The sequence below is a fragment of the Clostridia bacterium genome (genome assembly GCA_016887505.1).
Taxonomy (GTDB): domain Bacteria; phylum Bacillota; class TC1; order TC1; family UBA5767; genus UBA5767.
Genome location: CP069393.1, coordinates 1,324,121 through 1,345,813 on the forward strand (window position 1 = coordinate 1,324,121; position 21,693 = coordinate 1,345,813).

Consider the following 21,693-nt stretch of genomic DNA (forward strand, 5'->3'; position numbering starts at 1 on the left):
CGCCTTTGGTTCCAATTGAAGATACACAAATACGATCCGGGCAAGCTATATACTTTTTATTATTGTATCTTATCAGACAGGTACCCTTATCAATACTTCTCCTCTATCAAATCCATAATCATAGATTCAGGGCACCTTTTGGAAGCTATTTCATTCAATCGGGCAAGCCAGAAAATCTATAAGCTAGGAACAAACGTCCATCTCGATGTGGAACCATCCTCACTTCATATATTGAATTAGCACATGCATTCAACCAACAATTTAAGCTGTTGCAAGGTGGTGTAACTACTCCACTACGCAACAGCTTAATTTTACTTTACTCAATATTTTATATAACTTTTTAACCAACCATTTCCCTGCCAGATTCAATGTATGTCTCAATATCTTGGTAGCACCCATTGATGTACGCCATGGGATGAATTTGCTTAGTTCGAATCGCTTCCACCAAATCTTCACTAGTCCTCACGCCATCAGGAAACCACGTGGCAAAAGTACCCAGTTTATGTTCATAATGTGCATCAGAAGCTCCTGAAACAGGTAAGTCAATAGATTCCGCTACCTTAAGGGCCCTCATATTATTCATATAACCTGTAGAACCATTAAACGCTTCTATTGCACCTAACTGGTTCACACTCATTAGATAGTCTTTTAATCCTCTATTATTATTTCTATATGGATGAGCAGCAATCGTAGTACCACCTGCCCTCTTCACAGTATCCAGTAATTGTTGTGCTGGTATACGATAGGCAGGGACTTCATCTAAACCAAAACATAGAATGTCTCCGAGATCACTGTATACCTCTGCCCCCACAATTATTGGAAAATCCAATTCTTTCGCCACATATTTTGCTAACGGTGCTATCCCATTACTTTCATGATCGGTAATACAAATACCATGTAAGCCCAATTGCTTAGACCTGCTAACAATCTGCAAAAGACCCAATTCGCTGTCCTTTGAAAATGTTTTCTCATGTATGTGCGTGTCTATAATCAAAATATTTCGCCTCCCAAACAACCTGAGTATATTCTATAGGACCTACTCTCAAGATGATAGAGGATAACTCATTGAATCTTTTTATGCTTTGCGACCTCATATAAAGTAACCTTATTCCTCCCATCTTTCATCTGATATGTCCCTCTATCTTTTAGAAAAACCTCGAATAATTGCCTATTTTGCCCACATCTCCTATGATAGTATTAATCTTAATACATCAATAAAGGAGAAATACATGTACGAATCAATATATGCCCAACTTGTAGAATCTCAAAAAAATGGGATTAACGCAGCCTTGGTCACAAAACTAATGCAAGAGCCCAACGGCAGCAAGCAAATTCTTAGCAAAAGACTTTTTATAGATGGAGAGCAGTCCTCCCTTCCATGTGAAGAACAAGGCCTCGTCACGCAAACGCTAAAACAAGGGCGAGCTCTTTGGAATACTAAACTTGATGGCACTAGTATCTGGATTGAACCCTACGTTCAAAAACCTCGTCTCATCATTTTAGGTGCTGGTCATATTTCTAAACCTTTGGTGGCTATCGCTTCCATGGTCTCTTTCGATTGCGTGGTCGCCGATGACCGGCCTTCCTTCGCCAACCGGAATCGCTTCCCCGATGCCAAAGAAATTCTTTGCGACAGTTTCGAAAATATGCTTCATAGCCTTCAGATTGGTCCAGCAGACCTCGTAATCAGCATCACACGTGGTCACCGTCATGACGAACTATGTCTTAGAAAAGCTCTACCACAAAATCCTGCCTTCCTAGGCATGATTGGCTCCAAAAGACGTGTTAAATTAATGAAAGAAATCCTTCTAGCAGACGGATTCAGCAAAGACGCTCTAGATAAACTCCATGCCCCCATTGGACTCGATATTGCCGCTGCTACGCCAGAAGAAATAGCTGTGGCCATCGTAGCACAACTCATAGAAGAAAGGCGCAAAAAACTTTTATCTTCGAGTTGGGCTGATCTCGACAAAGATATGCTTACATCACTTGCTGAAGATACTAGTCAACGCAAGGCACTAGTCAGCATCATCTCTTCCAAGGGAAGCGTACCTAGAAAAGTGGGTGCCAAAATGCTGGTTCTCGAAGATTCCAGAATTCTTGGAACCATTGGAGGAGGATGTGCTGAAGCCGCCATCATACAAAAAGCTAGACGTTTTCAAGACCCCGGAACCTACTTCATTGAGCGCATAGATATGACCAATGAAGTAGCCGAAGAAGAAGGCATGGTTTGCGGCGGCATCATGGATGTCCTCTTAGAGTTTATCTAGTACAGTAGCTCTTGAACAACCCAAATAACAAAGCGCTAGGATTTTCTGCTCTTAGGCAGATCATCCTAGCGCTTCTTTGTCTAATTATTCTACTGCAACATTTCCTGCAACCTAATCTTAAGTGTAGTATTGCGTTTTTTCACATCATTCGTTGAAATAGCCCGTTTTAGTGCCTTATTTTCACCTAATAGAATCATCAGCTTTTCGGCTCGAGTAATGGCAGTATACACCAAATTTCTCTGAAGCATCATGTAGTGAGACATCGTAAGTGGTGTAATCACCACCGGATACTCTGAACCTTGAGACTTATGTATGGTAACAGCATAGGCCAAAACCAACTCATCTAAATCACCCATATCATAAATCAGCTCATCTCCAGAAAAATCAATCATCATCTGCTTCGTATCAAGGTCTATATCACTTATGGTTCCTATATCTCCATTAAACACCTTTTTCTCATAGTTGTTGCGGATCTGCATCACCCGGTCATGCAGGCGGTATTCCGTCTGTCCAAAGACAATTTTTTTATTCTCTGGGTTGAGCACTTCCTGTAGTTCTTTGTTCAAATTTTTAGCACCCAAGTCTCCTTTTTGCATCGGAGTCAATACTTGAATATCCCGCAAGGGATCCAACTTATACCGTTTGGGTAGTCTCCTAGAGACTAAGTCCTTTATGGTTAAAAGTATTTTTTTGCTATCCTTCTCCTCCAGAAAAAAGAAGTCGTTCATCAGCTCGGGACCCTTGCCAATCATCTCCCCACGATTAACCCGGTGAGCATTTTCTGTTATGGCAGACATCTTTGCTTGTCTAAAAATACGTTCCAAACAAATTACATCAACCATCTCAGAATCAATAAAATCTCGAAGGACATTGCCCGGCCCCACCGAAGGAAGCTGATCAATATCTCCTACCAAAATCAAGGTTGCTGTATCTGGTAAAGCCTTAAGGACCGTAAACATGAGTGGTAAATCTACCATGGATGCCTCATCCACTATCAGAGTGTCACACTCCAAGGGATTTTCTTCGTTCTTTTGGAATCCTTCAGCTGGACTAAATTCCAGTAGTCGGTGTATGGTTGAAGCTTTCTTTCCCGTCGTCTCAGTCATACGTTTGGCCGCACGTCCCGTTGGAGCCGCCAACAGAATGGACCGTTTGCTCATCTCAAGCGCTCGAATGATGCCCATAACCGTAGTTGTCTTACCTGTTCCAGGGCCTCCTGTGAGTACCATTAAACGGCTCGCAAGGCTCATACGAATACCTGACAATTGGATATCGTCATAGAGAATACCGGATGTTTGACTGACTTTTTCAACCACTTCAACTTCATCCACTGAAAAATGAATTGGTCTCGCTTTCATCATTTCCTCAATTCTCTGCTTGATTCCCACCTCACAATGATAAAGATAGGGAAGATAGAATAAATCATCATAGTCAGATATGATAATCTTTTCCCTTGCTAAATGGCGGACCTCGCCTTCCACCATTTCCACTCCAACTTCAAGCACCCTAGCTGCTTGCCCTGATAGTTCCTCGAAAGTAGCATAGCAATGTCCAGACTTGCTCATTTCTTCCAGAACAAAGAAAACACCCGCTCGAATACGTGCTTCCGATTCATTGCCTATGCCCATGCTGCGCGCTAGCTTATCTGCCAGAGTAAAGCCAATTCCCCATACATCTTGAATAAGGTCATAGGGGTTATTCTTCACCTTTCGGATGCTATCGTTGCCATATGCTTTATAAATCTTTACAGCATAGGCTGGTGATACGCCATATCCCTGCAGAAAGATCATTACATTCTTAATTTCCTTTTGGTCATTCCAGGCTTTGGTAATCTTAGATATTTTCTTCTTACCTATACCGTCAATTTGCAGCAACCGTTCTGGGTTTTCTTCAATAATTGAAATCGTCTCCAGCCCAAATGCTTCCACAATTTTATGAGCATTAACTTTTCCAATCCCCTGAATCAAACCACTACCCAAATAACGTTCTAGTCCCTTCAAACTAGCAGGCATCTTTTCTACCATGGAAATTACTTTAAACTGTCGGCCATACCGACTTTCAGCATAGTCCCCTTCTAATAGAAACTCAGCACCCGCAACCGGATTGGAAAAGATGCCCGTAGCCGTAAATGCTTCCTCAGTTTCCTCATCTTGCATACGCAAAACGCAGAATCCTGTTTCCAAATTGTAGTATACTATTCTCTCTATGACTGCTTTTTTCTTTTCCATATGCCACCTAAATTTTTTAGTTAATCGCGCAAGGGCCAAAGAATACTTAACCTGAACATTTCTTCCACTAGTTGATCAAACCGTCTCTAGCAACCCTTATCCGCTAGTGGTGAACCATCCCTTATCATGAATTTAAATATATCGTACCACATTCTTAAGGATAAGTTCGTGATAAATATTACTAAATATTCAAGTTAGTACAAAAAATGCTAGAAAAAAAGTGGAACGACACAGTCATCCCACTTTCATCAAACACATAATCATTTGTCACGCAGAATACCTATTCTTCAGAAAGCTCATCCTGAATAGAGTTCTTTTCCGGTGCCAATTTATCCACTTCTTTTTCCAACTGTTCTAGGCGTCTCTTAAGCTCAATGTTCTCCACTTCTTTGACTTCTAGATTCCTTTTGGCATTTTCCACCTCAGCTACAGAATCTTTTTCCACACTCTGTAACTTCTCTTGGCGACTTGCTTCCAAGGCACTTGCTTTTTCCAGCAACTTGTTGGCTTTCTTGAGTTCTCTCTTCATACTAATTACGCGCACACCCATGAAGAAGAAGGAAATCAAGGCTCCGGCTAAAGCTGCTGCCAAAATAATTACCGTCAAACTAATGGGTACAAAACTCAAATTAAACAACTTAAGACTTATATCCAATGGGTTTTGACTGGCAAACAGGGCAACTACTAATGAAAGGATCAATCCGAATATCCAAAAAAACATAATTCACACTCCTTTTCTTTTCCGTCATACTCTTAATTTCTTGTTTTAGGTCCAGTTTCCTGCCTATAGTTTGAAATATTTCACACCAGCAGCAAAGAGTTTCTGATCTTTGGCTCCTGGAATGTTTTTTGCGATGTCCTCTCCGGTACGTTCTGAGTGTCCCATTTTTCCCAAAATTCGGCCATCAGCACTAGTGATACCTTCAATGGCCATCACCGAGCCATTGGGATTATGGGGTGCTCTATGTGTCGCTACACCGAGGTGGTCAACATACTGAGTCGCTACTTGGCCATTATCAATCAAAGTTTTTAGCATAGCATCACTCGCTACGAAACGTCCCTCACCGTGGGAAATAGCAATCTTGTGTTTCTCCCCTACCTCCACGTTCGACATCCAAGGAGAGAGTACCGAGGACACTCGTGTCTCCACATAGCAAGCAATGTGTCGACCTAGTGTATTAAAAGTAAGTGTTGGGTCATCCGTGGATAATTCCCTTATTTCACCATAGGGTAAGAGTCCCAACTTGATTAACGCCTGGAAGCCATTACAAATACCTAGCATCAATCCATCACGATTCTCGAGCATATCACTCACTGCTTCCTTGATGCGGGGATTCTTAAACACGGCGGCGATAAACTTAGCAGAGCCCTCAGGCTCATCACCAGCAGAGAAGCCACCCGGTATCATTACAATGTTTGCCTTACGAATTTCTTGTTCCATTCTAAGGATAGACTCATGAATATCTTCCTTGCTCAAATTCCGGAAAATCTGAACCGATGTTTCTGCACCCGCTTTTTCAAAGGCACGTTTAGAGTCAATCTCACAATTGGTTCCTGGAAAGGCTGGAATAAACACACGTGGTTTACCAATATTCACACTCGGCGTTTTCTCACTTCGCTTGAGATAACTGAGCTGTCTAGCCTTAGGTACTTCGACCTTACTCACCTGGGGATAGACCTTATCCAACACCCTACTGTTCGCTTGAAAGACCTCGCCTAAGAATAACTCTTCTCCCATCAGGCGAATCACCCGCTCATTTAGAACAGTCGCAAGCCGTACAAGGCGGCCGGCAAATGCATCTGAAATGTCGGAGACAGCACTTAATACGATCCCACCCAGGGTCCGTTCATTCAACAATTGAATATCTGCCTCATATTCAAAGCCCAATCTGTTCCCGAAGGCCATCTTACTCAAGGTTTCCGCAAGTCCACCAGAACCGATACTCATGGCCGCATCAAGGCGTCCCTCTTCAATCAGTTGGTGCACTGCATCGAGATTATCTTTTAGTAAAGCAAAATCAATTTCTTGGGCCATATGATCTCCACCCATTTTCGGTAAGGGTAAATAGTAAATACCTGCTCCTACCGTTTTAAGTTCAGACGAAATCACTTTGCTGGCTTTAACGGGCGCACATCCAAAAGAAATAAGCGTAGGGGGTACATGCAAATCCTTGAAGGTACCACTCATGGAGTCCTTGCCTCCAATTGCTGCAATTTCAAGTTCTCTCTGGGCTTTATAAGCACCTAATAGGGCTGCTAGCGGTTTACCCCACTTTTGCGAATCAGACCCAAGACGCTCAAAATATTCTTGAAAAGATAAGCGCATATCTTTATAATTCACACCCATGCAAACACTTTTCACTACCGAATGAGCCACTGCATACATGGCGCCTAGATAAGGATTTTCACTCGTGAGATAAGGGTCATAAGCAAAACTCATTGCCGTAGCATCATCCGTAGTACCAGCTTCCGTAGGAATCTTCGCTACCATTCCTTCGCTGGGAGTCGCCATGAATTTTCCGCCGAAAGGCATGAGTACACTGCCAGCCCCGATAGATGAATCAAATCGCTCAACCAAACCTTTTTGTGAACCAGCACCTAGGCTACTTAGGCGTTCCACCCAAACCTTTTTCCATGTTTTCTCGGTAAAATCCTCACTCGCTTTAAAGTATTCTTCAGCATCCACATCCGCAATACGTGCCTCAATATGCTGTTTCACCCCATTCGTATCCAAAAATGAGCGTTTTAAATCTACAATCGTATCATTTCGCCAATTCATTACGAGATTGGGTTCTTCTGTCACGGTTGCTACCACAGAAGACTCTAGGTTTTCCATGGCGCAATATTTTTCAAAACTAGGCACGTCAGAAGGTGCAAGAACGACTGCCATCCGTTCTTGCGATTCAGATATGGCCAATTCCGTTCCATCTAGTCCATCATATTTTTTGGGTACTTTATCCAAATCGATTACGAGACCATCGGTCAATTCACCAATCGCTACACAGACTCCGCCTGCGCCAAAGTCATTACATTTCTTAATCAGTTTTGCACAGTCTGGATTGCGAAACAAACGTTGGATTTTGCGTTCCGTTGGCGGATTACCCTTTTGAACTTCAGCCCCACAGGTAAGAATAGAGTCCTCATCATGCTCTTTGGATGAGCCAGTCGCTCCACCGCATCCATCACGCCCTGTCCGTCCACCTACTAATACTACTAGATCACCAGCCAATGGATTTTCCCGCACCACATTTTCCTTTGGTGCAGCACCAACCACTGCACCCACTTCCATGCGTTTAGCCATATACCCTGGGTGATAGATTTCTTCAACTTTCCCGGTTGCCAAGCCAATCTGATTGCCATAAGAAGAATAGCCGTGAGCTGCCTCTTGGCAAATCTTCCTCTGTGGCAACTTGCCTAAGATAGTGTCTTCAATGGAAACTCTAGGATCTGCGCTACCTGTTACTCGCATGGCTTGGTATACATAGCTCCTGCCAGATAGAGGATCACGAATTGCACCACCCAGACAGGTAGCCGCGCCACCAAAGGGTTCAATCTCTGTCGGATGATTGTGTGTTTCATTTTTGAACATCACAAGATAGGGAACTATCTTTCCATCGATTTCAACAGGTACTTCAATAGAACAGGCATTAATTTCATCCGACTCGTCTAGGTTATCTAAAACACCATCTTTTTTAAGCTTCTTCATGGCGATAACCGCCAAATCCATCAGACAAATATCCTTTTTTCGACTACCATATACATCATCTCTTACTGCCAAATAATCCTGATACGTCTCTTTTATTTTCTCGCCATAAGGAGATCCCGGAAATGAGATCTTGTCTAAAACAGTCATGAAGGTAGTATGACGACAGTGATCTGACCAATAAGTATCAATAACCTTAATCTCCGTAATGCTGGGGTCCCGACCTTCCGCCTTAAAATAGGACTGGCAGAATAATAAATCTTCTTTGCTCATGGCAAGGCCAAGTTCTTCCTGCAAGGCCTCAATTTCTTCTTTCTGCATCGACGTAAAACCTTCTAAACGCTTTACATCTGCTGGTTCCTCAGACTCTATGGCAATCGAGTCTGGCATGGCAAGCGAAGCCTCCCTAGAATCTACCGGATTGATCAAATAGTTTTTGATTTTCTCGGTTTCTTCTATACTTGCACCTACAACAGCTATCACCGTCGCAAAACGAACTAGGGGCCTTTCACCCTCGGTTAGTAGCTGTATACATTGGGCTGCTGAATCAGCCCGTTGATCGTACTGACCGGGCAGGTATTCATAGGCAAAGACTTGACTTCCCTCAAAATCAGGTTCTTCGTAGTACACCTGATCCATATTGGGCTCTGACAGTACATTCGTGATAACACTCGAAAGTTGCTCCTCCGTGATACCGCTTAAATCATAACGGTTTAGAATCCTCACTTCGTTCAAAGAACCAAGACCCAAGTTCTCCCTTAGTTCTGCAAGAAGACGGATTGCTTCTCCGTTGAACCCTTCTTTTTTTTCAACAAACACTCTTTTAATCTGCATTGACTACTCCTTTACCTTTAACAGTTCTCCACTTTTCCTCTATTTAACATTACCATCCGTGAATGGTAACGATCATTCCTCCCTCATTTGAATCGGATACAGAACAAAATCCAGAATCCACTCTAACCAAATCTGTCCATTCCTCATCCAAATATACAACCAAATACTTATCTCCATCATTCATGCTCTGTTTCTTTGTTTTCCCAAGTAGCGACACGTAGTCTTCCAAAACCATCCCATTTTCAGTAATGAAGCGACTATGTGGTTCTCCTACATAGCGATAGTGCCACGCTTCCTGCATGATTTCAGTTCTTTCTTCGCTTTCTCCTGGGTAGCGCAAAATAAAGCCATACTCCGGTGCATGTTCAGCAAGCCATGCCCCGGACGGTGTTTCCAAAAATGCCTGTTCCAAGTATAGTCCCTGGTCAACCAAGGTCTTACCTGTAAAATCCACAGCCAAACCACTCTGGTGTTCTGAAGTACCCGGTATGGCCACAATACGTCCCGCTTCTAGCGTCGCTTTTTCCTCATCGTACCCATAGTTATCCATATATTGCTTAATTTTTCTCTTGTAGATGCTATCTTGGTAATCATAGCTGCGGTAGGTACTCACCAAATAGAGTTTTTCCATACCAGATACGTTCGTAATATCTGTTATCATACGATTTAGCGCCAAGGCAGCCGTTTGGTTAAATTCCATATCACTTTTCAGATAGTTGAACTGAGGATAGTTCTTATTCAAATTAATCAGATTATGACCTAAAGCATCTCGAGATATCCCATTTTCCTTATTTATGAGGCTCAAAAAGCCCAATTTACCCCGGTAGTCTGCCACATCAACCATCTCGCCAGTTTCCCCAACAGTTAGAGGCAACAGCCAACCAGCCTCCGTCTCCGTCGCATCAAGAATATCCACCAACACGGATGCATTTACATATTCCTCATCAAATGTCTCGAAAGAAGGCCCCGCAGCATGTTTTTCTTCACCATCTACGTAGTACGTGTCCGTACCACACACTAAATCTACATGTATTGCGTTATCAAAAGAGAATGTTATCAAATCCTTGCCACTAGCTTTAATTGTTATCGGGCTAAAAAGTCGCTCGATAACGGATAGGGGCAAGAGATTATCCGCATACTCCTCATTTTCTGTCTGAATCAGTAATCCCTCACTTGTGATGTCAATGGTTTCAATAGAAACAGATCCCTGCAGTTCCAGCAATTCGGGATCATCCAAAATCACTGGATTATCCGGGTTGGGATCATTTACCGGTTTCTCCTCGCATCCTGACATAAGGATGAGCATTCCCAAAAGGATAATTACTATATATATTTTTCTTTTCATATTGAATCCCCATTTCTTTAGTAAAAAATTATGATACCACAAAACAAGTCAAAAAACAGCCATTCAGCATGCTTCTGTTCTTGCTATATCATACACCATTTGGAATTCGCTTTCTAGCAGTCCCTAATATTTCTTCCAACAGAAAAAAGACAGCAAAAGCATTAAAATAGCATTCTTTTCTTTCCCAAGTAAGAGAAAATATAGTATGCTGAAATTAGAAAACAAACAAGGAGGATATTATTATGCTTTATTTCATTATTGGTCTAATCTTGGTTCTTGGCATCTACTTCATGAGTGCTTACAATGGCTTTGTAAAACTAAGAAATATGAAGGACGAGGCTTTTGCCACCATGGACGTTTATCTAAAAAAACGTTACGACCTTATTCCCAACCTAGTCGAAACCGTCAAGGGCTATGCTAGCCATGAAAAAGATACCTTAGAAAAGGTCATCGCTGCTAGGAACATGGCTGCTAGCGCCACCTCTGTAGAAGATAAGATGGCCGGTGAGAATGCACTTCAAGGAACCCTTAAGACATTGTTTGCCGTAGCTGAGAGCTATCCTGATTTGAAAGCCAACCAAAACTTTATGGATCTGCAAAAGCAACTTCAAAGTTTGGAAGGTGAAATTGCCCAGTCTAGAAAATACTATAACGGTGTAGTCAAAGAATACAACACCAAGACTGAAGTATTCCCGTCCAATATCATTGCAGGAATCTTTGGCTTCATGAAAGCTCCTTACTTTGAAATTGAAGAAGGGGAAAGAGAAAATGTTAAAGTCAGCTTCTAAACTAATACTGGTTTTCCTATCTATTCTATTCATGCTTTTTACCGCACCAGTAGCCGCTATGGCCGAATACTTTGACATTGCGAATTATGACGTTACAGTGCAAGTAAACAGCGATTACTCTTATGATGTTGTGGAAAAACTGGCTGTTGATTTTTCAGAACCTAGGCATGGCATTTATCGTGAAATCCCATTGGATTTTGCAGATAGACCCGTTCGAATTAAAAATATTTCTGTTGAAGGCGGCGATACCGATATTTCCAGCGAAAACGGTAGCAAGATAATCCGCATAGGAAATTCAGAAGACTTTGTAGACGGTCGACAAGACTATGAAATCCGTTACACCTTGATTCTAGGGGCCGATACGGATGCAGAAGCAGATCTCTTCTATTTGAACATTATTGGCACAGAATGGGATGTTCCCATTCACAAGGCGAGCTTTACTGTCAATATGCCTGCACCATATGATTTTTCAAATCTAACCATCACGAGTGGTTATTTAGGTAGCGAAGAAACTAGCAATGTACAATTTCAGCAAACAGACCAGGGTTTCACCGGAAAGACTCTCTCAAGTCTTGAACCAGGTCAAGGCCTTACCGCATATCTAGTTCTGCCGGAAGGATACTTTGCAGATGTAAAAGGCCCTGCCACTTGGCCCAAACTGGCCATACTACTAATGGGAGCATTGTTGACAGTGCTAGCCTATCGCATCTGGGATTTGAAGGGTAGAGATTCTGAAGTCATTATTACACCAGAATTTTACCCCCCAGATAATATGACACCGGCCGAGGCCGGCTACATCATAGACCGGGCAGTGCAACCCACCGATGTAACCAGTCTGATTCTCTATTGGGCTGAAAAAGGATATCTGGAAATGGAAGAAGACGGTAAGAATCATTTCCGTCTTTTCAAAATGAAGGAATTGCCCCAAAAAGGCGTGCAACACTATGAGCACTACTTCTTTAATGCACTTTTTAATAAAGGAAGTGGAAATCAAGTTTCTACCAAGGATCTAAAAGGAGATTTCTATGAAGAAATGGCCACAGCACAGGGCATGATTAAATCTTCCTTTACAGATAACGCAGAGCGAAGGATTACCAACCGTTCTTCAGACGGATACCGCTTTTTGCTGGTAGTATTTTCCTTGTTGCCACTTTGGGGGATGGTAGCTTACTCTATCTATCTTCTGAACGCTGGTTATATTTCCATATCCTCAGCACTATTATCTGGATTGCCCACTTTGGCACCAATTATTGGAATTGCCTTACTGTCCAACGGTTTCATCAATCGTAAGATTAACCCCAGGAGTAAGACTGCAGGACTCATGATTGGTGGATTTGTTTTTCTAGGCGGTTCCATCGTAGCCTATCTTGTCCTTACACAAATGGCCAACATCTTCCTGTATGGACTGCTGGCACTTCTCTTTACCCTGGGCATTGGCTTTTTAGGACAAGCTACTGAAAAACGTACTCCTTACGGCACTCGTATTCTTGGTCTAGTACTTGGCTATAAACAGTTTCTGAAAACAGCTGAGAAGGACCGTATCGAGCGCTTGTTGGAAGAAAATCCGAATTACTTCTATGACACCTTGCCCTACGCCCAAGTACTGGGTGTTACCAAAAAATGGGCCAAAAAGTTCGAAGGACTAACTATGGAGCCTCCGCACTACTACCGCGGAGACAGCGGGCTCTTTAATGCAGTAGTATTCGCTTCCGTAATGGATCGCAGCTTCAGTTCAGTATCTAAAGAGATGGCAGTCAACCCCAATGCCAATTCTGGAGGAAGTGGTATGGGTGGGGGTGGATTCTCAGGTGGCGGCGCCGGCGGCGGCGGCGGTGGAAGTTGGTAATAACACCAAATGTTTTTCTAGTTGTCACAATTTTGTAACCTCCAATAGGTAAGCTAATAACATACCAAGGAGGTAGATGGATGTTTAAAAAAATCAGCATCATCGCATTAACAGTAATACTTTTGTTTGGTGGAAGTGGCATTGCTCTAGCAGACACTGCAGATGACCTTACTACACGTGGGTATCTGAGCAATCAAGGTATGGACCAAGAAGCTCTACTGGAACTGAAACTAGAGCGTATTGACAACCTAGTAAATCTCGGTCGTATCAGTACAGAACAAGCTGCTACTTATAAAACTACCATAACGGAACGCATGCAAAACTGTGATTTAGACCATAGCGGAGAAGGTCGTTTGGTTAATGCAGAACACCTAAACCTTGGTTTTGGCTCAAGTAGTAATACATCAAGATCAAATCAAGGTCATGGCACACAAGGTGCTGGTGGATTACGACTATCACAAAACAACTAGTAAATATCTGGTAGACAAGCAAACAACGAGAAACTTTCTTTTATCACACCCTTCTTAAAGCCCCGGAAATCCGGGGCTTTTTTCTATTAGCATATCTCTATGGGGCATAAAAAAAGAACGCAAAAGCGTTCTTTTCTCAGGTACTGCAATATGTTTACTAGGAAAGTCCATAGCGATTGCTCGATACATACTTTACATTGTCGCTAAAAGCAATGTAAAGCAGATAAGCGGCTACCGCAATTCCAAAGAACATCGAAAGGACTAGAACCAAGACGCCAATCGCTCCTCCTTGGTCAAAAACTTCAAACAACTTGTAGGTCCAATAAAAATACAATACCAAATTAAGAATTGGTACCAAGAATGCCAAAAAGTACCAAGCTGAGCGATCAATCATATGAAAGAAAAGAATAAATTGTAAAAATGGGATAAAAGCCAGCCAGGCATTATTCACGTTGGCCTTTTGTGCCATTTTGTAATACGTGAATGCATTGACCAAGTACATCCCAATCCCAATTGCCATTATGATACCTGACGCAAACAAGGCGACAAGTACATTAGATACATCATACATCATATATTTTACCTCCTTTTTATCTATCATACAGAAGCCTAGTATGTACTGCAACTAAAAAAAGAAGCGCCAGAATCTCTAGCGCTTCTTTCATGATTTATTTTCTTAGCCTTCTACAATAAACTCAACCGCAGATGTACTTTGAACATTATCAGAAATAGGACAACGTGCATCCACTTCTTTTAGAAATAATTCTTTCTCTTCTTTGCTCATATCTGCATCTATGGTCGTGTAAACCTTCATATTTTGAAATCCTGCACGGTCTTCAGAAGATTTTCCCATTAAAACATCCATGTTCAGCTCGCCTTCAACTCGACAAGTTATATTACGCAAGGCAATGCGCTTTTGATTTGCTACAATCCTTGCAATTGTGCAGATACATCCGCCCAATGCAAAGAAAAAATACTCTAGAGGAGTTGGTCCTTGGTCAGCTCCGCCACCAATTTTAGGTTGGTCAATAACCAACGCATGGTCTCTTGCTTTTAAATCCACTAGAAAAGATTCACCTACACTTGCTTCAGCGTTAACTTTTTTCAATGCCATGATTTCACCTCATTAATAGAATTTAAGCTTTTGCTCTTCTTAACCTTACGCCTACGTGAAATCGTTTACAAGCAATCTGCAATCGTGATTCTTGAACCTACATTAATAATATTGATAGCATATGACCAAAACATTATATCTATTTTATTTTGCTATCACCGTATAGAAGAACTGCATTTATTTCCCCACCCACAAGGAGGATAAAACTACTTAGATACAGCCAAACCAAAAAGACAATAATTCCCCCTAGACTACCATATACCCGGGTATAGCTCCCGAAGCGGTTAACATAGTAGGAAAACAATAGTGATGCAACAATCCAACCTATCGTACTAAAAACTGCGCCACGCCATACGTTGCTAAATCTAACTTCGGTATTAGGCATAAAACGGTAGAACAGTGAGAAAATGAGAACCATGATAGCAACCGGTAAAAAATAACGCATAAGGTTCCAAATATGCAGAAAATAGACAGAGGCACCGAGCAAGGTAAATAAATGTTCTCCGATAAGTTGGCCGAAAACCATTAAAGAAAGAGTGGCTACAATAAGCACAATTAAGCCCATGGTGAACAGGAACGATAACATCGCATTTTTCCATATTGGTCTGGTGCCCTGAACCCTATATGCTTTGTTTAAAGCTCGGTTAAGTGCATTCATCGCCCTGCTTGTTGAGAATAAGGCAAATAGCGCTGAAAAAGAAAGTAGTGTGGTACTTTTGGCTTCAATGGTTTCTCGAATAACACTTGTAATAATTTGCATCGTCCCTGCAGGAAGAACGGTTAGTAGATCTTCAGTCAAGGACCAGGTGCTGAGTTTAGTATAGCTTAGCAGGTTGATAAGAAAAACCAGAAAGGGAAACAGAGCTAATGTTAAATAATAAGTCAATTGTGCCGAACTTGCTGGCATATCATCCTTAAGGAAGCGTTTAGCAAATAATATCAGCCACCGCAAAAATCTAATGCCACCATTTTTTTTCAACGTATTGTTCTCCCCTCTGTCCAAGCTATACTAGTATTCTACCATATTACAAACATGAGACAATATCAGCACTTACAATAACCCGTTCTTTGTAGAAGCATCTCAGCTGATTGGTTAACCCTTTTTTCGGTACCATATGATGTCATATCCATCTTCATCATTGGTTTCTCGTTTCACTTCATCAAAATTGACTAGATATTCGGTTGGAAAAAAGGACACAATTTGGCCAGGTCTCTTGGTCACTTGTATATTTACTAAGGTTAAGCATATTTCATCAATTAAATTGAGAGCTAACACTTGGCGATAGAGCATTTCTCCACCCATGACAATACCGTTTGGGTATTTATGCAATTCATCAATACTCTTTAGCATACAAGCACCCCCAAATTCACGGCAGGTTGAAAGTACTACATTGTTTCTACCTGTTAAAGGCTTAGAACCGATAGATTCAAAGGTTTTACGGCCCATAATGACTGTATTACCCATGGTATATTGCTTAAAGTGTTTTAACTCTGATGGAATATGCCATGGCAGAATATGATCAATACCTATGATTCCCTCCTTATTCATACAAACAATACATTTCACTTTTAGGCACCTTCCTTTCCCCTATTTTAAGATAGCAGATTAAGAAATCCTTGTCATGCAAGACACCAATGAAAAATCTTCAAACCTCTATCGTTTTCATTGGCATTGGACAAAAAAATAGCCGGTGGAAATCCACCGGCATCGTTTTTATTTGGCAAAATCCTTGGCAAATTCCTCCATGCACTCCTTCAACAAGGTAATTGAATACGCCATGGATGGACCGCCACCAAAGGCTACGGAAACCATAGCAGCTTCTAAAATCTCTTTTTTGGAAGCACCAGCTTTAAATGCATTATAGCAGTGATAAACGATGCAATATTCGCAACGATTATAGCAAGCAATTCCGATACTAATCAGTTCTTTGGTCTTTACATCTAATGCATCTTCTTTATACGATGCATCCAGTAGCCCCATAAAGGCTTTCATACATTCTGGATCATTTTCACCCAGATACTTAAAACCACAAGTAAAATCCTTCAACATTGCTCTTACATCATACGCCATAACGCACCTCCATGTATTTAGTTGCATATGCTACTATTAGTATAGCAACTAAATTCACAAGGTTCAATCTATTTCCGAATCACACACATTTTTTACCATTTTTTCTAGTACTTCTTCATAAATGGATAAATCCTCATCTGAAATACCCCTAATTAAGTCATTATTAAAAGACTGACCCACAAAAAGCAGAGAATCAATATGACTCTGTCCTTGTTCGGTTAACTTTAGAACAAACGCTCTACGGTCTACAGTGTCCCGACATCGTTCTACCAGGCCCATCTTTTCTAGTCTATCAACCAAGCGACCAAGACTAGAATCAGCAACACCCAATTCCTTGGCCAAGGTCTTCTGATTAATGGCTTTGTAGTCTAGCATGGTATAAAGAGCTATCCATTGTAATCTAGTCAGCCCGGTTCCTTCAAGCCTTTCCCCGAAGGCTTCTTGGAGCAACTTGATTTTGCGCCCCGTTATATAGCCTAGTCACTTATTTAATTGGAATGTCATTTGCTCCCACCTTTCATATCCAAATCTATTAAGTAGTTATCACATAACTCCATTATTCTAGAAATATATAGCATCATTACAGGGAAAATACTTTTTCGTGTCGTAGTAGCCACGCTTTCTTTTCCACCCCATCTCGATATCCTACCATACTTGCATCAGCTCCGATTACACGATGGCAGGGAATTATGATAGGGATAGGGTTGCGATTGTTTGCTCCTCCTACAGCCCGGTAGGCCCTAGGTCTCCCAATGATTTCAGCAATCTGCTTATAGCTTTTTACCTCACCATACGGAATTTTTTGTAGTGCCTCCCATACCTGATGTTGAAATATTGTTCCTTCAAGCGTAAGCGGTAAGTCAAAACTCTTTCTTTTGCCAGCAAAGTATTCTTTAAGTTGGCAAATGGCTTCTTGAGCAACAGGGCTTTGTTTTATATGGTCAGTTTTAATTTCTACAGCATCAAACTGCAAACTTACAATTGCAGCATTCTTACAACCAATTAGTAATGGCCCCATTGGTGATTCGACCTGCATATATCCTACATTTTCTAGCATGGCAATAGTAGACATTTCTTATCCTCTACGCTTTCTTAGTCTATTATATAATATTACCACGAAACAAGACTTTATACTTTTGGGACATACATTATTTATTCTTCCACAAAAAAAGACGCTAATTTCTCAGCGCCTTATCATTTAGACTACAACCAAAACTACTCGGCTACATCTTCAGCCTTTTCTTGCTTGTTCTTTTTCATGGAAAGATCCATCTTATCCATCAAGTCGGGCACTATTTCAAGCAATTTCTCAAAGGAATGTCCTTTACTTATTGGCAGAATCTGTACATCACCATCTTTAACAACAATCATGGCTGTAGGAGAAATCTTTGCACCCAATCCTCCACCAGTTCCAGTACCAGCTGCACCAGAGGCATCACTACCATTGCCACCACCGTTGCCCATGCCAAATGAAATGGTCATAGCAGGAATCATGGTTAAGCCCTCCATCTGAATAGGTTCTCCAATTACAGTTTTTTCCTTAACGAAGTTCTCGAACTTGTCAAACATTGCATCCATGTTTTCTTTGAATTTAAATTCCATAACTCTTCCTCCTTGTTCCCAACAACATATTTCTCGACGACTTATGTAGCAACAGCCTTATGGCTATGTACACCATATAGATAATAACAAGCTTTCCCTCCATGTAGATTTCACCCTCATACACCTCGCGGTCAAAAGCATATTGGATATTCATGTGATGGAATCCCATTCCCCGCATAGTTTCTATTACTGCACTCATAAGACCTGTATAGTATGGATCGTCAAAGCCCACGATTCCATACCCCTCAACGCTTCTCGGTAGCACATGACCTAAAACCTTTCGGATACTAGAAAACAAATATTCTAGTGCCTCCACGCTGAATACCGTACCCCTATCTTTCCTCTTCTTATTCTTCTCTTTTGTATCCTTTCCTTTCTTATCCTTTCTTTTATCGCTTCCAAACTTGGTTAAACTCTCTTCATCCACCTTAAACGGAATTCCCAAAATACGAATTAGACCTTCAAAGCCAGAACCATGCCGGTAGATTCCCCTAAGAGCCAGCAGTCCAAAAAGCCAATGTATGTCCACGGATACGCTTTTTTCTTCTTTGCTCACACCCCGTATCTTATAGCGGAAGGGAATAAAGAGTACAGCCAACAGCACGAGTAACAAAGCCCATAATACTACTTGAATTATCTTCATGAATATCTTAAGCATCATCATGACCTTATCCCTTCGCCATCACCCGGCGGTAACTATGTCTAATCATAACTCTAGAAGCACTCAAAAAAGATGATCCTACCACTCTTACCGTCTTAGTGGCAACTTTCAATCCAGGTAAATATTCTAAAAATAGAAGTGGACCATTTATGGCAGTAGCCTGTAGCTTTAGAAAGTCCTTTAGAATAAAACGTTGACCCGTCACTTCCCTTATGGCTACTTTCCCAATTTCATCCAATTCCTGGGGTATCGGTGTGTCGCCTGCAGACCAAACTTCTAGATCCAGGTAGAGCGCCCTAATCTCTTCCAACTTCCGCTTGCATTTGGGACAACCCAGTAGATGACTTTCCAAAGCCAAAGAACTTAATTGATCCAATTCGCCATCCAATAATTCATATAGTGTTTCTTCACTAATGTGACATTCCATCACTCATTTCCTCCACCTTTTTCTTCACCTATTCTCCGAGCCAGAGCTTTACGACCTTGGTAGAGATATGTTTTGATCGTCCCTTCTGGCTTATCCATAGCCCTTGCTATTTCTTTGTAACTTAGCCCCTCAAAGTGCCTGAGAAGAATCGCCACTCTTTGTTCAGGCTTCAATTTATCAATATGGTAGCTCATATTTTCACTTCTTAATCTTGCCAGCACCTCTTCTTCAGTATTTTCAGGACTGGCAATCTGGTCCATTAGGCCATATTCTTCATCTTTAGCACTCAAAGAAAGAGTCTTCTTCTTGTCACGTTGGAAATTCATGCAGGTATTCAATGCTATCCTTCGAATCCAAGGCTTCAGGTTCCGTTCTAAATCAACGCTCTCCCAGTTGCGAAGCACTTTTACAAATACTTCCTGTGATAAATCCAAAGCATCCTGCTCGTTACCACAATACCGATAACAGATAACATAGATGTAGCCTTTGTACTCCTGGAATAGTTTTTCAAATTCCTTTCTTTTTCCTGACATGCTTCACCCGGCATTTGCACTAAACCTTCCTGTGATTCACTTACTACCCTATACCCAATTTGCACCAAAAAGTTTTGAATACTGTAAAATTTCTCATATTATTGGTTTTTCTTAGTTCCAAATGAGATTTAAACCCCTCTATCTTTCTCTCTTAAGAAAATCTCTCATCCACTGTCTAGCTTGGCTCTTCCTCGGTCCTTCCTTGTTCAGTATTGTATCCCACTATCTTAATCAGTCGGATATCTGCATAGGAATAAGCACTCATGGGGCAATCAATTCGGTCCGTTGTGTTGGAATTAACCAAATAGTCTACAAGCATATCATTTTCATCACGAATCACATCTACAATAATCACCGAGTGAGTCCACTTTCCATCGGTTCCATATTGAATGACATCCCCAATTTGCCCACTGTAGATATTGTCTCCTACTATGGCAACCAATCCTGGCCCTTCATTATTCATTGCATATTCATAAAACTCATCCACACCAGACCAAGAGGATGAACGACCACTATGTCTTTCTTTTTCATCTAGACAATCTCCATACCATTTCCACTGATTGTTAATAGAGCCGGTTATATCCATAGGGATGCCCCCAGCATACAAGCATTGGCTAATAAAATTGTTACAGTTCCCCCCTAATTCATCGTATGCCTTCCACACTGGATTACGAAGCAGTCCACAACAGCCCGTCCATTCATAAGCATATTCTACCGCTTTTTCACGATCATATTCATTTTCCCAAACTGGTTCAAGATCAGAAAATTCACTAGTCCCTTCTAGATACTGCTCATAGGCAGCAACGTTATTATGAATGCTTTCATTGGCGTCTAGTACTAAAAGTCCAAGCACCTTACTATATCTTTCATCAAGCAGTGCTAAGTTCACAATTTTTTCTTTATCAATATCCCAATTAAATTCTTCTTCCGAAACATCCAATGTTTCGGTAGCCTCATCTTTCTTAAATTCGCTGGTAAAACCTTTCTCTGCTACATAGTAAACATCTTCCTGCTTGGTGTGTATAAGAATCTTCCACTCATCATCCGTTTTTTGAACAAGAAATTCATGTTTTATGCCACTTGCATAAGTGGTTCTTTCAGGGATAAAGGAATATCTTATTTGGCTATGTTCCAAGAGCACTACACGCAGTAGATTGTTCCCCATTTCGGTAGCCTCAATTATTTCTAATATGCATTCATAGTAATTGAGCCTTAGATCTGACTCTTGGCCTTTCCTCACTGCCAACAAATAGGATAGTGCCAATTGATTAATGTATGCGTTTTGGGCAGAGGCTTCATATTCTAAGTCAAAATAAGAAAGAAGATTCGCCTCTTGATAATCTACGAATGATGAATAGTAGTCTAAGGTGAAATCTCGAATTAGTAATTCAACAGCTTTTGGCATACTAATAGTGCCAAGATTGGCAAAAACAATCTTCTGCTGTTCATTATTTGCCCTTAATGCGATTTCATCATTATCCCCATTCTGAATACTAGTTTCATCGCTCACCTTTAACGTGCAAGAAGTGCACAGACATATGCTCAACCCCAAAAGCGCCAACATCCGATAGATCGCGTTATTTTTTTTCACTCTACCTCCACAATGAATTGCTATAGATAGTCAAGCTAGATCGCTCTTATAGGTATAACACTTCTCCGCCCGGGCCATATATCCTCTTACAGCATTTTTCCTATCGATACCCCACAATAATGTTAAACTCCTTATCTGCCCAGCTAGGACAATTATTCCGCATGCTCTTGCAACCTTGCTTGTTTCAACAAAATAAAAAGGCTTGGTTTT

General features: G+C 41.3%; 21 protein-coding genes. 4 read left to right on the forward strand and 17 right to left on the reverse strand.

The features are described from left to right. Positions 1 to 340: 340 nt before the first annotated feature. Entirely contained in the window at positions 341 to 994 is a 654-nt protein-coding gene (locus tag JR334_06435; GenBank protein QRN84630.1) for a PHP domain-containing protein, read from the reverse strand. Positions 995 to 1,229: 235 nt separating this feature from the next. Here JR334_06435 and JR334_06440 point away from each other — a divergent pair, with 235 nt between their 5' ends. Next, the gene (locus JR334_06440) at positions 1,230 to 2,270 is read left to right on the forward strand and encodes an XdhC family protein (protein ID QRN84631.1); all 1,041 of its coding nucleotides are present in this window, start codon (positions 1,230 to 1,232) and stop codon (positions 2,268 to 2,270) included. Positions 2,271 to 2,359: 89 nt separating this feature from the next. Here JR334_06440 and JR334_06445 read toward each other — a convergent pair whose 3' ends face one another. The 4 genes from JR334_06445 to JR334_06460 all read right to left on the reverse strand — a co-directional run bounded on the left by JR334_06445 (position 2,360) and on the right by JR334_06460 (position 10,380). Continuing rightward, positions 2,360 to 4,498, reverse strand: coding sequence for an ATP-dependent RecD-like DNA helicase (locus tag JR334_06445; GenBank protein ID QRN84632.1), 2,139 nt, complete (start codon positions 4,496 to 4,498; stop codon positions 2,360 to 2,362). Positions 4,499 to 4,778: 280 nt separating this feature from the next. Further along, entirely contained in the window at positions 4,779 to 5,219 is a 441-nt protein-coding gene (locus tag JR334_06450) for a DUF1049 domain-containing protein (protein QRN84633.1), read from the reverse strand. A 63-nt stretch (positions 5,220 to 5,282) separates the two neighbouring features. After that, positions 5,283 to 9,035 (reverse strand): phosphoribosylformylglycinamidine synthase, encoded by a 3,753-nt coding sequence (locus JR334_06455; protein QRN84634.1) that lies wholly within the window; start codon positions 9,033 to 9,035, stop codon positions 5,283 to 5,285. 49 nt (positions 9,036 to 9,084) lie between these two features. Next, complete coding sequence (locus JR334_06460; protein ID QRN84635.1) at positions 9,085 to 10,380, reverse strand: M15 family metallopeptidase; 1,296 nt, start codon at positions 10,378 to 10,380, stop codon at positions 9,085 to 9,087. Positions 10,381 to 10,622: 242 nt separating this feature from the next. Here JR334_06460 and JR334_06465 point away from each other — a divergent pair, with 242 nt between their 5' ends. The 3 genes from JR334_06465 (at position 10,623) to JR334_06475 (ending at position 13,484) form a co-directional block, all read left to right on the forward strand. Continuing rightward, the gene (locus tag JR334_06465; GenBank protein ID QRN84636.1) at positions 10,623 to 11,168 is read left to right on the forward strand and encodes a LemA family protein; all 546 of its coding nucleotides are present in this window, start codon (positions 10,623 to 10,625) and stop codon (positions 11,166 to 11,168) included. Then, a complete protein-coding gene (locus JR334_06470; GenBank protein ID QRN84637.1) occupies positions 11,149 to 13,014 on the forward strand; it encodes a DUF2207 domain-containing protein in 1,866 nt (621 codons plus the stop codon). The genes JR334_06465 and JR334_06470 overlap by 20 nt, the downstream gene beginning before the upstream one ends. 80 nt (positions 13,015 to 13,094) lie before the next feature. Then, entirely contained in the window at positions 13,095 to 13,484 is a 390-nt protein-coding gene (locus tag JR334_06475; GenBank protein QRN84638.1) for a hypothetical protein, read from the forward strand. A 157-nt stretch (positions 13,485 to 13,641) separates the two neighbouring features. Here the strand turns inward: JR334_06475 and JR334_06480 are convergent, their stop codons facing one another. From JR334_06480 to JR334_06535, 12 genes are all read right to left on the reverse strand, one after another. Further along, on the reverse strand, positions 13,642 to 14,058 hold the full coding sequence (locus JR334_06480) for a hypothetical protein (protein ID QRN84639.1): 417 nt from the start codon (positions 14,056 to 14,058) through the stop codon (positions 13,642 to 13,644). A 102-nt stretch (positions 14,059 to 14,160) separates the two neighbouring features. Continuing rightward, the gene (locus tag JR334_06485) at positions 14,161 to 14,601 is read right to left on the reverse strand and encodes an OsmC family protein (protein QRN86874.1); all 441 of its coding nucleotides are present in this window, start codon (positions 14,599 to 14,601) and stop codon (positions 14,161 to 14,163) included. A gap of 136 nt (positions 14,602 to 14,737) precedes the next feature. Continuing rightward, positions 14,738 to 15,577: a YihY/virulence factor BrkB family protein gene (locus JR334_06490; protein ID QRN84640.1), complete on the reverse strand. Its 840-nt coding sequence runs from the start codon at positions 15,575 to 15,577 to the stop codon at positions 14,738 to 14,740. Between the two features lie 114 nt (positions 15,578 to 15,691). Continuing rightward, positions 15,692 to 16,147, reverse strand: a complete 456-nt coding sequence (locus JR334_06495; protein ID QRN84641.1) for a dihydrofolate reductase — start codon at positions 16,145 to 16,147, stop codon at positions 15,692 to 15,694. 165 nt (positions 16,148 to 16,312) lie between these two features. Further along, a complete protein-coding gene (locus JR334_06500; protein ID QRN84642.1) occupies positions 16,313 to 16,669 on the reverse strand; it encodes a carboxymuconolactone decarboxylase family protein in 357 nt (118 codons plus the stop codon). 63 nt (positions 16,670 to 16,732) lie between these two features. Beyond that, a complete protein-coding gene (locus JR334_06505) occupies positions 16,733 to 17,044 on the reverse strand; it encodes a MarR family transcriptional regulator (GenBank protein ID QRN84643.1) in 312 nt (103 codons plus the stop codon). 205 nt (positions 17,045 to 17,249) lie between these two features. Next, positions 17,250 to 17,726, reverse strand: a complete 477-nt coding sequence (locus JR334_06510) for a methylated-DNA--[protein]-cysteine S-methyltransferase (GenBank protein QRN86875.1) — start codon at positions 17,724 to 17,726, stop codon at positions 17,250 to 17,252. 158 nt (positions 17,727 to 17,884) lie between these two features. Beyond that, positions 17,885 to 18,271 (reverse strand): sporulation protein, encoded by a 387-nt coding sequence (locus tag JR334_06515; GenBank protein ID QRN84644.1) that lies wholly within the window; start codon positions 18,269 to 18,271, stop codon positions 17,885 to 17,887. After that, positions 18,261 to 18,914 carry a hypothetical protein gene (locus JR334_06520; GenBank protein ID QRN84645.1) on the reverse strand — a complete coding sequence of 218 codons (654 nt, stop codon included), beginning with the start codon at positions 18,912 to 18,914 and terminating at the stop codon, positions 18,261 to 18,263. Before JR334_06520 ends, JR334_06515 begins: the two co-directional genes overlap by 11 nt. Positions 18,915 to 18,939: 25 nt before the next feature. Further along, entirely contained in the window at positions 18,940 to 19,359 is a 420-nt protein-coding gene (locus tag JR334_06525) for a zf-HC2 domain-containing protein (protein ID QRN84646.1), read from the reverse strand. Next, complete coding sequence (locus JR334_06530; protein QRN84647.1) at positions 19,359 to 19,892, reverse strand: RNA polymerase sigma factor; 534 nt, start codon at positions 19,890 to 19,892, stop codon at positions 19,359 to 19,361. Before JR334_06530 ends, JR334_06525 begins: the two co-directional genes overlap by 1 nt. Before the next feature lie 175 nt (positions 19,893 to 20,067). Further along, a complete protein-coding gene (locus JR334_06535) occupies positions 20,068 to 21,483 on the reverse strand; it encodes an amidase domain-containing protein (GenBank protein QRN84648.1) in 1,416 nt (471 codons plus the stop codon). Positions 21,484 to 21,693: the final 210 nt, after the last annotated feature.